General features: G+C 64.7%; 7 protein-coding genes. 4 read left to right on the forward strand and 3 right to left on the reverse strand.

Features of this window, described 5'->3' with window-relative positions:
• The first annotated feature begins 52 nt into the window (after positions 1–52).
• Positions 53–1,381, forward strand: coding sequence for a DNA polymerase IV (locus ABMA59_RS14825; protein WP_349006130.1), 1,329 nt, complete (start codon positions 53–55; stop codon positions 1,379–1,381).
• A gap of 46 nt (positions 1,382–1,427) precedes the next feature.
• On the opposite strand, the gene ABMA59_RS14830 is transcribed toward ABMA59_RS14825, so the two are convergent.
• Positions 1,428–2,339, reverse strand: a complete 912-nt coding sequence (locus ABMA59_RS14830) for a polysaccharide pyruvyl transferase family protein (protein ID WP_349006131.1) — start codon at positions 2,337–2,339, stop codon at positions 1,428–1,430.
• The gene (locus ABMA59_RS14835) at positions 2,336–4,762 is read right to left on the reverse strand and encodes a tetratricopeptide repeat protein (protein ID WP_349006132.1); all 2,427 of its coding nucleotides are present in this window, start codon (positions 4,760–4,762) and stop codon (positions 2,336–2,338) included. The genes ABMA59_RS14830 and ABMA59_RS14835 overlap by 4 nt, the downstream gene beginning before the upstream one ends.
• A 183-nt stretch (positions 4,763–4,945) precedes the next feature.
• Here ABMA59_RS14835 and ABMA59_RS14840 point away from each other — a divergent pair, with 183 nt between their 5' ends.
• From ABMA59_RS14840 to ABMA59_RS14850, 3 genes are all read left to right on the forward strand, one after another.
• Complete coding sequence (locus ABMA59_RS14840; protein WP_349006133.1) at positions 4,946–5,551, forward strand: sulfite oxidase-like oxidoreductase; 606 nt, start codon at positions 4,946–4,948, stop codon at positions 5,549–5,551.
• Entirely contained in the window at positions 5,544–6,302 is a 759-nt protein-coding gene (locus ABMA59_RS14845; protein ID WP_349006134.1) for an FAD-binding oxidoreductase, read from the forward strand. Before ABMA59_RS14840 ends, ABMA59_RS14845 begins: the two co-directional genes overlap by 8 nt.
• A 113-nt stretch (positions 6,303–6,415) precedes the next feature.
• A complete protein-coding gene (locus tag ABMA59_RS14850; protein ID WP_349006135.1) occupies positions 6,416–8,395 on the forward strand; it encodes a PhoX family protein in 1,980 nt (659 codons plus the stop codon).
• Positions 8,396–8,450: 55 nt separating this feature from the next.
• Here the strand turns inward: ABMA59_RS14850 and dnaE are convergent, their stop codons facing one another.
• Positions 8,451–11,981, reverse strand: a complete 3,531-nt coding sequence (dnaE, locus tag ABMA59_RS14855) for a DNA polymerase III subunit alpha (protein ID WP_349006160.1) — start codon at positions 11,979–11,981, stop codon at positions 8,451–8,453.
• Between the last annotated feature and the right edge of the window lie 128 nt (positions 11,982–12,109).

Below are 12,109 nucleotides of genomic sequence, written 5' to 3' on the forward strand. Positions count from 1 at the left end.
GCCGCGCCTTGCGGGCAGCGTCCCACTGTCTTACCATTGCGGTGTTCTGTTTATGTTCGCATCAATGGCAACGCCTGTCAACAACCCCGACCACGGCTTCTGCCGCGACTGCCTGGCGTTCCAGCAGGGCGGCGCGCTTCGCTGCGTGCGATGCGGGAGTCCGCGACTTGCCCGTCATCCGGAACTCTATCGCCTGCATATCGCCCATATCGACTGCGATGCCTTCTACGCGGCTGTGGAAAAGCGGGACAGTCCGGAGCTGCGCGACAAGCCGGTCATCATCGGCGGCGGCAAGCGGGGCGTGGTCTCGACAGCCTGCTACATCGCCCGCATCCGGGGCGTGCGCTCGGCCATGCCGATGTTCAAGGCCCTGGAAGCCTGCCCCGAAGCGGTCGTCATTTCGCCGGACATGGAAAAATATGTCCGCGTCGGGCGCGAAGTTCGCGCCATGATGCAGGCGCTTACGCCGCTGGTCGAGCCGCTGTCGATCGACGAGGCGTTTCTCGACCTTGGCGGCACCGAGCGGTTGCATGGGCGCCCGCCGGCAGTGGTGCTGGCCGATTTCGCGCGCCGGGTCGAGAAGGAGATCGGCATCACAGTGTCGGCCGGCCTTTCCTATTGCAAGTTCCTGGCGAAAATCGCCTCGGATATGCGCAAACCGCGCGGCTTCGCGGTCATCGGCGAGGCTGAGGCGGTCTCATTCCTCTCCGGCCAGCCGGTGACGCTGATCTGGGGCGTCGGCAAGGCTTTTGCCGCCACGCTCGAGCAGGACGGCATCCGCTTGATCGGCCAGTTGCAGAAGATGGACCGCGGCGACTTGATGCGCCGCTACGGCACGATGGGCGACCGGCTTTTCCGGTTGGCGCGCGGCGAGGATGCGAGGGAGGTGCATCCCGACCACGACGCCAAAAGCGTGTCGGCCGAGACCACCTTCGACACCGACCTCGCTTCGATGGCCGATCTCGTCCCCGTGCTGCGGGCGCTCTCTGAAAAGGTCTCGGCGCGGCTGAAGAAGGCGCACATCGCCGGGCGCACCGTTGTGCTCAAGCTGAAGACGCAGGATTTCAAGATCCGCACCCGCAACCGCCAGCTTGCCGACCCGACACGACTGGCAGACCGCATCTTCCAGATCGGGCTGCAACTCCTCGAAAAGGAAACCGACGGTACGAAATACCGGCTGCTCGGCATCGGTGTCAGCGACCTTTCCGACGACGGCCGCGCCGATCCGCCGGACCTCATCGACGAGCAGGCGCGCAAGCGCGCGATGGCCGAGGGTGCGATCGACCAGTTACGCGACAAGTTCGGAAAGAAGGCCGTGGAGACAGGCTACACCTTTGGCAAGGACCGCACCGCCCATCCGCCGGAGCATCTTGAGGACTGAGGCACGCAACTTCTCCGGAGGTTGGCGGTGAGCGCGCGGCGTCCCGCTATCCGGCGCGAATGCCTTCACGGGCGCGCTTGACCTCCGCGGCGACCAATTGCACGAGGTCAGACTTCAATCCGTCGACATCGACCGGCGCTGGCTGCCAGTCGATCTCATGGAATCGTTCCGGCGTGTAGACAGGCAAGAGCTGCTGCAGATAGCTGAAGCGCGAATGGAACGCGCGCCGGCAGATGATCACCGGTATGCCGGCCGCTATGCAGGGGCTGGCGGCATGATGCAGTGGCGTGACCACCAGCGATGCCTTGCGGCGATAGTCGTTGAGCAGGCTGCCCGCGACTTTCTCCGCCGTCCGCATCTGGCGTGAGCCAAGCGGAAAGACATCCACGGTAAGGCGCTGGAACACCAGTTCGGCGCCCTCCAGCAGCGCCGCGGGCATATGCGCCAGAACGCTCGTGGGCAGCGAGCCGGAACCGCCTCCGTGGACGATGTAGACCCGGTCCCCCTTGGCCTCGGCCGGGCGAGCGGGAAGCGTCAGCGTCAGGCAGCCGGTCGTATGGGCCTTAATCCCATACTTCCGCATCAGCTCGGCGGTGTGCGTATCGCGACAGCCGATCGGCTCGTACCGTTTGAACATCGCGGCGAAGGCGCTGACGGTCTCCTCGTTGGTCTGAAATCCTATGAAGACAGGCACGATGTTGTCGGGAAACGGAAAGCTCCGTGCATAAAAGCAGCCATTGGTGACCAGGACCGCCTTGTCACCGGTGTAGGAAGCCATGTCGTCCCGGTTGATCGGGACGACATCTTCGCGAGGAATTCCGATCAGATCGTAGACATTGCGCACGGCGAGCGTCTGCATGTTGTCGCCGATGTTGACCGAGTAGAATTTCCTGGACTGGAACGACCTCTCGAAAGACGCGAAGCCGTTGTAGCCGAACTGCAGGACCGCGTATTTCATCGCGCGGCCGGGCCGGTGGCGGTTGCGCCGAGGCCGAGGCGGGCGGCGATGATGCGGCGCGCGTCTTCCATCATGCCGCTGTCGCCCGAAGGCCCTCGCGGAAGGATACGACAGGTCGGCCACACGCGATCCGCGAATGTGCCGTCCGGCCCCCTGGTCCCGAGCATCCTGTATCTCTGCACGATGAGCGGCGCCCGCATCAGATAAAGCGTCGGCGTGCCGACGGACGCCGCCAGGTCGAGAACGCTCGTGTCCACGCACACGGCAAGATCGAGAACCGAAGAGAGCGCCGCAACGCCCTCGAAATCGTCCATCATGTCGAGTTCGGGAAACTCGACCAGCCGCGACCCCAGCCGCGACCGCAGGAAGTCCAGTTCCTCCGCGTCGCAGGTGTAATTGATGATCGTGAAATGAGCCTCCTGGAGATCGAATAGCGGCTCCAGATCCTGAATGGCGAAATAGAGCTGGTCGCGATTGTAGGCGCGATGGCCGCTGCGCCAGGAAAGGCCGATCAGCGGTACATCGCCGACGGCGCGGCGAACGCTATCGGCATAAAACCGCTTGACCTCGGGCTCAGGATGAAGCGCCGCCATATCCATCGACAGGCAGGTTTGCGGATTATCCAGAATCTGCAGGTTGAAGGCATAGGGGAGACGAATCCAGTAGTCAGCGTCTTCGCCGGCGGCAATCGCCGCATCCGAAAGATGGCGTCGGGTGAATGTGTTGAGCGCCAGGGTGCGGATGTCGACCTGAGGCTGCTTGAGTCGGCCGAACGGCCTTGTCACCGGATAAAACCTGAATTCGGGGAAACTGCGCCGGAGCAATGACTCAAGGCGAGGCTCGCAGGTCATCGAGACCTTCGTCCGGCCCTCGAACAGGCGGTGGAACACGCTCAAGGCCCTGATCTCGTCGCCGATGCCGGCGCCCGCGACGGCCAGGACTGTCTTTCCCTCGAGCGGTTCGCCGTCCCAGTCGGTGACGGGAAACGGCGCCGCGAACGGCTCGCTTCTGTGCGTTTCACGCAGCAGCGCCCGGGCACGTCCGGTCTCGCCCACCGTCAGCGCCACCATTCTCGCCTTTGTCTGCAACAGCCTGGTATCCGCCTCGGCGAATCCCAGCACCGGCTTGCGGAGCGACGCAAGGCTCAGGGCGAGAGACTGGTTGAGGACAACCGCCGCGGAACCGAATTTCTCCTGCTGTTCGTAGCAATTGCAGAGATCCGCGAAGGGCTGCGGGTTGACCGGATCGAGCCTGACCGCCTTCTGCAGCCAGGGCATGGCTTCGTCGGGCTTGCGGGACCATGTCAGCAAATGCCCGATCCTAGCCGGAAAGATGGGATCGTCTTCCTGTTCGGGACCGTGGGCCAACAGCAGTCGCAGGGCCGCTTCGGCATGGGATTGCTGGGCCAGGACGCCGGCAAGTCCGTATAATACGTCGCGGTTGTCCGGTTCCAGTTCGAGGTGACGTTCGAGAACGAGCCTGGCCCGGTCCAGCCGTCCGCCGCGTACGAAAGCCGGCGCCAGGGCACGCAGAACCTGCGGCTCAGATGGGTATTTTTCAGCGATGGCATCCAGGCGGATCGCGACATCCTCGCCGGACGGAAGCTTGGACAGCAGCTTTACCGTGAACGCGGCGATCTCGGTATCCAGGTGCCGCGAGGCATACTGTTCGCCGTGACGGATGGCACCCTCGATCAGCGTTTCGTCGAAGAGCTTGGCCGCGGCCCTCAGCAGGTCGCGGACGTATTTGCCCTCGTCGGGCTTCAGCTCCGCTGCTTCGGCGAAGGCCATGCTGGCTTTGGCGAAATCCTGGCGCTTAAGCTGGATGGCGCCATACCGATGAAGAAATTCGTCATCCGCCGGATATCGCGCCAAGGCTTCGTGAAGGGTCTGTTCGGCCTGCTCCAGGTCGCCCGAAATGTCATAGGCCCTGACGAGGTAGATGATCCACCGGCGCGAGGCGGGCTCGTCCGCGGCGAGCTTGCGCCAGCATTCGATAGCCTCCTCCGATTTCCCGTAAGCGAGCAGCGCCAGCGCCATTTCATGCCGCTTGGCGGGGGTATCCTCGAGGGCGATGGAGGCGCGGTAGTGGACGATGCTCTGTTCGAGCCAGCCCAGTTCGCGCTCGGCTTTGGCGACGGCATTCAGCACATCGGCATCGTCCCGCCAGATCGGATCGAGCCGTTCCGCATACCGCAGGACGCCCTCCCAATAGCCGGCGATGGAGCAAACCTTGAGTGCATGGGCGATGGACGCACGGTCGACCGGCGCAAGCTCCGCATACCGGACGGCACGTTTGCGCGCCGATTCCAGATCGCCGCTCCTGGCGCTCTTGATTATCGCGCGCGCAAGCTTCGACGCCCGATCATCGCGCCGGACGACGTTGCCTTCGGTCGCACCCGCTGGTGAATCTTCTGCTGTCACGCGGTCGGCCCGCTCCCATCGACTCGATGCGTGCGACATTAGAGCCAAAAATTCGCCGGTGAAATGTGCCCCGAGGTCTCAGGGCCCCGCACATTCGGCGACAGGACGCACGGGCATCCGGCGGTTGTCTCTCCACGTTCCGCACAATAGGATCATGGAATACGGCAAAAGGAGATGGCTTCCATGGCAACACGCGGGTTCGGCAGCCGGCAGCCGCCGCGCGAGACGTCCGAGCGGCTGCCACCCGGCCAGTACCTGACCGAGGATTTTCCCGTCCTCTCCGCGGGACCGACGCCGCGTGTAAAAACCGAGGACTGGAGCTTTACGCTGAAGGTCGGGCCGAAACCCGTGGCGAAGTGGAACTGGGACGAGTTCGGCCGCCTGCCGATCAGCCGCATGACCCGCGACATCCATTGCGTCACCGCCTGGTCGAAATTCGGCACAAGCTGGGAAGGCGTGCTGGTCGACGACATCCTTGCCGAGGCCGGCATCGAGACACCGAAACCATATACGCTGGCGCATTCGTTCGACGGCTACACGACCAACGTGCCGACCGCCGATCTCGTCGGCGGTAAGGCGATGGTCGCGATCCGCTACGAGGGCGAGCCGATTTCGGCCGACCATGGCGGGCCGGCGCGACTGCTTGTCCCGCATCTGTATTTTTGGAAATCGGCCAAGTGGATCGACGGGCTGCAGTTTATCGAGCAGGACACCGGCGGTTTTTGGGAACTGCGTGGCTACCATATCTACGGCGACCCCTGGCGCGAGCAGCGGTACACGGATGATTGACGCCGTTCCGCCCGGCGGCGCCCGTCCCGCCCGCTGGCAACCGGCGACGGTCACCAAAATCGTCCGGCGGACGCCGCGCGTCATCAGCTTTTTCTTCCGCCCGCAAAAACCCTTTCCGTGGCGGCCCGGCCAGCACGCCGACGTGCGGCTGACGGCGTCGGACGGCTACACCGCCCAGCGCAGCTATTCGATCGCGAACATCCCGGAAAATGGCGAGGAGATCGAACTCGCCATCGAGCGGCTGGACGACGGCGAAGTATCGTCCTTCTTCCACGACGTGGCGGCGGCCGGCGACGAGATCGAGGTCAAGGCGCCGCTCGGCGGACATTTCGTCTGGGAAGTTCCGGATGGCGGACCCTTGCTGCTGGTCGGCGGCGGCTCGGGCGTCGTGCCGCTGATGAGCATGCTGCGCCACCGCGCCGCGCAGGGATCGAGCGTACCGGCCGCCCTGCTCTATTCGTCGCGCAACTGGGACGAAGTGATCTTTCGCGACGAACTGCTGGGCCTCGACGCACGCGGCGACGGCTTCGCGCTCACTTTCGCCATCACGCGCGAGCCGGCGAAACGCGCACAGGATCTTTCGCGGCGCATCGATCCGGCGGCGGTCCAAACAGTGCTCGCCGGACTACCCGGCCCGCCGTCGCTCGCCTTCGTCTGCGGCAACAACGCCTTCGTCTCGACCGCCGCCGACGCGCTCGTCGCGGCCGGCATCCCGCCTGAACGCATCAGGACGGAGCGCTACGGGCAGTAACGCGCCGGACGACAGCCCCCACACCATCGGTCATGCCAGCCGTTTCACCGCGCTGTTGTCGAACCGTCATTGAGCTGTGCCAGAAAACCCGACAGCAAGCCCGGAGCCAGCAAGTGACCGACCGCCAGAAAACCCGCCAGCGTCCAACCCGCCGCCAGAATTTCGGCCAGACCTATGGTTCAGTGCTGGCCGAGGGCGTCAGCCGGCGCGCTGTGCTGAAAGGTTTTTTCGCCTCGACCGCTCTGGCGGCGATCAGCTCGGCTGCTGTGCCGAGCGGCGCGAAGGCTGCGGCGGAAAGCGTCTCCACTCTGAAGTTCGCCGAACTGCCACGCGTACGCGACAACACCGACCATTGGCCGGATGGTTATGACCGGCAAATCCTGCTGCGCTGGGGCGATGCGCTTTTTCCGGACAGCCCGGCCTTTGACCTCGCCACGCTCGACGGGCCGGCGGCGGAACGTCAGTTCGGCTACAACAACGACTTCACCGCCTTCATCCCTCTGCCGCACGGCTCGCAGAGCTCGGACCACGGTCTCCTGGTCGTCAGTCACGAATATGTCGATCCCTACCTGATGTTCCCCGGCCTCACCGACGAGGATTTTCGCGAGAAGCTGAGCGATCCGCAGATCCGCGCGATCATGGCCGCGACCGGCGTCAGCATCGTCGAGGTCCGGCGCAATGGCGGCGCCTGGGAGGTCGTCAAGGACGGTCAATACAATCGCCGCATCCATATGGGCACCGAGATGGCGATCTCCGGTCCGGCCGCCGGCGACGACCAGCTGAAGACCAAGGCCGACCCGACCGGAAAGATCGTGTTCGGCACGATCTCCAACTGCAATGGCGGCATCACGCCCTGGGGCACCATGCTTTCGGGCGAGGAAGGCGCGATGGATGTCTTCGCCGGCGACTACAAGACCTTGCCCAACCAGGACCTGGTCGAGCGCCAGGGCTGGGACGAGGAGGACAACGATCTCTATTCGGTGTCGCGACTGGAGCCGCGCTTCAAGTTCGAAGAAGAACCGAACGAATGGATGAAGTTCGACTGGGTGGTCGAGATCGATCCGTTCGACCCCATGGCCAAGCCGGTGAAGCGCACCGCGCTCGGCCGCTTCACGCATGAAGGCGCACAGGTGGCGCTGGCGCCGGACGGCCGCGTCGTCGTCTACATGGGCGACGACGACGATTTCGAATATCTCTACCGCTTCGTCACCCGCGACCCGTACAATCCGGACGACCGCGCCGCCAACAAGGATCTACTCGACAACGGCACGCTGTCGGTGGCGAAATTTTCGAGCGACGGCTCGGTCGAGTGGCTGCCCCTGGTCGCCGGACAGGGGCCGCTGACCGCCGAAGCCGGTTTTGCCACGCAGGCCGACGTGGTGCTCAACACCCGTGCCGCCGCCGATCTTCTCGGCGCGACGCCGATGGACGGGCCGGAAGGGTTCGTTCCGCACATCGGCACAGGCAAACTTTACGTCGCCATGACAGAGAACGAGGATCGCCTGCCGGCAGGCGGCGGCGAGGAGAGCGAGACCGTCAACGTCGCCAATCCGCGCGGGCCGAACCCCAACGGCCATCTGCTGGAACTCGTACCGCCCGGCGCGCCGGACAAGCCCGACCACGCGGCCGACAAGTTTGCATGGGACGTGTTCGTGCTCTGCGGCGATCCGGCAGTGCCCACGGACGAATGCCGCTATCATCCCGACACATCAGCCAATGGCTGGTTCACCGATCCCGACAATATCGGCGTCGACCCGGCCGGCCGCATCTGGGTGACCACCGACGGCCCGCCGCCGGAAGGCCTCGCCGATGCGCTCTATGCGATGGACACGGAAGGTCCGGGCCGGGCGCTGCCGAAACTGTTCTACATCCCGCCGGTCGGTTCGGAATGCTGCTCGCCCGCTTTCACGCCGGACGGAACGACACTGTTCGTGTCGGTCCAGCATCCCGGCGCACTGCGCCTCGACGACAACGAGGACGCCACCTCGGTCGCCGATGCCGGCAGCAACTGGCCGGACTTTTCCGACGGCATGCCGGCGCGACCGTCGCTGGTGGTGATCACGAAACAGGATAAGGGGGTGGTGGGGAGCTGAGGCGCTGCCGCTCTCCCTCCCCCTTGAGGGGAGGGAAACGCCGGCGCAATAACATCTACACCAGTTCCACCTCGACCACGCCCGGCACCGCGCGCATCGCCGACGCCACCTGCGGCGAGATGCGGTAGCCGCCGGGCAGCGACACTTCGACCTCGCCGCGCGCGTCGTCCTTGAGCACGATGAAACTCACCTGCCCGTCGCCCTTGACTCCAAGCTGGCCGGCAAGGGTGTTCAGGGGGCCGGCGTCGCGAACATAGATGCGCAGCGCCTTCTGCACGCGGCTGGCCTCATCCTCTAAAGACTGAGCCGTCTGGATGCGCAGGTTGACGCCTTCCGGGCGGTCCTCGGCGGCCACAGTCAGGACCACCGAGCGGCCCGGCTCGAGGAGGTCGCGATACTGCGCCAGCGTCTCGGAGAACATCACAGCTTCGTACTGGCCGCTCTGGTCGGAGAACATGACGACGCCCATCTTGTTGCCGGTGCGGGTCTTGCGTTCTTGCTTCGAGGTCACCGTACCGGCGAGCCGTCCGGCCGTCGCGCCACGCTTCACCGCGGCGGAGAATTCCGCCCAGTTCTGCACGCGCATCTTGACCAGTGCCGATTTGTATTCGTCGAGCGGATGCGCGGAGAGGTAGAAGCCGACTGCCAAAAACTCCTTGTGCAGGCGCTCGGCCGCAAGCCAGGGCTCGGCGGCGGGCAGATGCAGCTTCTGCTGTCGACCTGCGGAAGCGCCGCCGAACATGTCGGTGATCCCTAGAGCGGCATCCTCATGCGCCCGCGAGGCCAACCCCATCATGCGCTCGACGCCGGCCATCAGCGCGGCGCGGTCATGGCCGAAACAATCCAGCGCGCCGGCGAGAATCAGGCTTTCGAACACCCGCTTGCCGACGATTTTCGGATCGACCCGCTCGCAGAAATCCTCGAGATCGGCGAAGGGCTTTTCCTTGCGCCTTGCGACGATATGCTCGACCGCGGCATCGCCGACGCCCTTGATGGCCGCCATGGCGTAGAAGATGCGGTTCTCCTCGACCTCGAAGTCGCGATACGAGGTTTTGACCGACGGCGGCACGACGTCGATGCCGAGCCTCAGCGCATCCTGACGGAAATCCGCCAGCTTGTCGGTGTTGCCCATGTCGAGCGTCATCGACGCCGCCAAAAATTCGACCGGATAGTGCGCCTTCAGATAGGCGGTCTGGTAGGAGACTACCGCATAGGCGGCGGCGTGGCTCTTGTTGAAGCCGTAGTCGGCGAACTTCGCCAGCAGATCGAAAATGAAATCCGACTGCTGCTTGCTCAGCCCGTTCTTCACCGCGCCCTCGACGAAACGCACGCGCTGCGCGTCCATCTCGGCGCGGATCTTCTTGCCCATGGCGCGGCGCAGCAGGTCGGCCTCGCCTAGCGAATAGCCGGAAAGCTCCTGCGCGATCTGCATCACCTGTTCCTGGTAGACGATGACGCCCTGCGTTTCGGCCACCAGATGGTCGATCATCGGATGGATCGACGCGATCTCCTCTTCCTTGTGTTTTCGCGCATTATAGGTCGGGATGTTCTCCATCGGACCGGGCCGGTAGAGCGCCACCAGCGCGATGATGTCCTCGATGCGGTCGGGTTTCATGCCGATGAGCGCCTTGCGCATGCCCGCCGATTCCACCTGGAAGACGCCGACGACCTCGCCGCGTGACAACATCTCGTAGGTCTTGGGATCGTCCAGCGGCAGCCGCGCGAGGTCGATGTCGACGCCGCGCCGGCGGATCAGTTTTACCGCCGTCTCAAGTACGGTCAGCGTCTTCAGGCCGAGGAAGTCGAATTTGACCAGGCCCGCTTCTTCCACCAGCTTCATGTTGAACTGGGTGACCGGCATGTCGGAGCGCGGATCGCGGTACATCGGCACCAGTTCCGAAAGTGGCCGGTCGCCGATGACGATACCCGCCGCATGCGTCGAGGCGTGACGGTAAAGACCTTCCAGCTTCTGCGCCATCTCGAGCAAGGTGCCGATGATCGGCTCCTTCTCGACTTCCTCGGCGAAGCGCGGTTCGGCCTCGATGGCATCTTTCAGCTTGACCGGATTGGCGGGATTCTGCGGCACCATCTTGCAGAGCCGGTCGACCTGGCCATAGGGCATCTGCAGCACGCGGCCGACGTCGCGCAGCACGGCGCGCGCCTGCAGCGATCCGAAGGTGATGATCTGGCCGACCTGGTCGCGGCCGTATTTGCCCTGCACGTAGCGGATCACCTCCTCGCGGCGGTCCTGGCAGAAGTCGATGTCGAAGTCCGGCATCGACACGCGGTCTGGGTTGAGGAAGCGCTCGAACAGCAGCGAGAAACGCAGCGGGTCGATGTCGGTGATGGTGAGCGAATAGGCGACCAGCGAACCAGCGCCCGAGCCCCGCCCAGGCCCGACCGGGATGTCGTGCGCCTTCGCCCATTTGATGAAGTCGGCCACGATCAGGAAATAGCCGGGGAATTTCATGCGCTCGATGATGCCGAGTTCGAACTCCAGCCGCTCGCTATACTGGTCCTCGGTATAGCCGGGCGTCAGGCCGGCCGTTTCGAAACGCATCTTCAGCCCTTCGCGGGCCTGGCGGCGCAGTTCCTCGGCCTCCGCCTTCTCGGCATCGTCGCCGCTGCCGGTGAACCGCGGCAGGATCGGCGCGCGCTTCTTTGGATAGTAGGAGCAGCGCAGCGCGATCTCGACCGTGTTGTCGATCGCCTCCGGCAGGTCGGAGAACAGCGCCGACATTTCGGCCTGGCTCTTGAGATGATTGTCGGGCGCCAGCCGCCGGCGGTCGTCGGAGGCGACCACCGAGCCTTCGGCAATTGCGATCAAGGCGTCATGCGCCTCAAAATCGTCGCGGGCCGGAAAGAACGCCTCGTTGGTGGCGACCAGCGGCAGTTCGTGACGGTAGGCGAGATCGATGGTGGCCGCCTCGATGCGGCGGTCCCAGTTGCCGACGCGCTCCAACTCGACATAGAGCCGGTCGCCGAAAATCTCCTTCAGCCTGAGCAGCCGGTTTTCGGCAAGGTCGGTGTGGTCGAACTTCAGCGCCATTCCGACAGGCCCGCGCGGGCCACCAGTCAGGCAAATCAGTCCGGCGGAAAGCTCCTCCAGCCAGTCGCTCGAGATTTTTATGGCCTCGCCGGCCGGGCCGTCGAGATAGGCGCGGCTGACCAGGCGAACCAGATTGGCGTAACCCTCCGCCGTCGCCGCAAGCAGAACGACCGGATTGTGCTCGACGCCGCCTCGCCGCTGGGCACTGCCGCGCTCCGCCTCGCCGCCGAAGGCCAGATCGAGCTGGCAGCCGACCAGCGGCTGGATGCCTTCCTTGGTCGTCTTGTTGGCGAATTCGAGGGCGCCGAACAGATTGTTGCTGTCGGCAATCGCGATGGCCGGCGCCTTGTCCTTCTGCGCATGGGCGACGATCTTGCCGATCGGCAGGGCACCCTCCAGCAGCGAATAGGCGGAATGCACCCTCAGATGGATGAAGGGCCGCACGGCGGCCGGCTCCTTCGGCGCGGGAGCGGGCGCGGCTTCGGATTTCAGCATGGCGCGCAGGATCGGATCGCGCGGGGGTCGGTCGGCGGGCATGGCGTCTCGGCTGGCGGGACTCGAATGTCGGCCCGCATTGTCGCCCATTAGATAGGTCGAGGCCAGCGGCAACGACAGTGGTTTCACAGGCAATGGCGATCCGTCCACTGCCATACATTTGTAGCCTG

The organism is Mesorhizobium yinganensis (assembly GCF_040081985.1).
Taxonomy (GTDB): domain Bacteria; phylum Pseudomonadota; class Alphaproteobacteria; order Rhizobiales; family Rhizobiaceae; genus Kumtagia; species Kumtagia yinganensis.

What these genes read in the sequence shown, in the direction of transcription:
- ABMA59_RS14830 (WP_349006131.1), bottom strand. Translation starts at nt 2,339, where the DNA reads ATGAAATACGCGGTCCTGCAGTTCGGCTACAACGGCTTCGCGTCTTTC.
- ABMA59_RS14845 (WP_349006134.1), top strand. Translation starts at nt 5,544, where the DNA reads ATGATTGACGCCGTTCCGCCCGGCGGCGCCCGTCCCGCCCGCTGGCAA.
- ABMA59_RS14825 (WP_349006130.1), top strand. Translation starts at nt 53, where the DNA reads ATGTTCGCATCAATGGCAACGCCTGTCAACAACCCCGACCACGGCTTC.
- ABMA59_RS14840 (WP_349006133.1), top strand. Translation starts at nt 4,946, where the DNA reads ATGGCAACACGCGGGTTCGGCAGCCGGCAGCCGCCGCGCGAGACGTCC.
- dnaE (WP_349006160.1), bottom strand. Translation starts at nt 11,981, where the DNA reads ATGCCCGCCGACCGACCCCCGCGCGATCCGATCCTGCGCGCCATGCTG.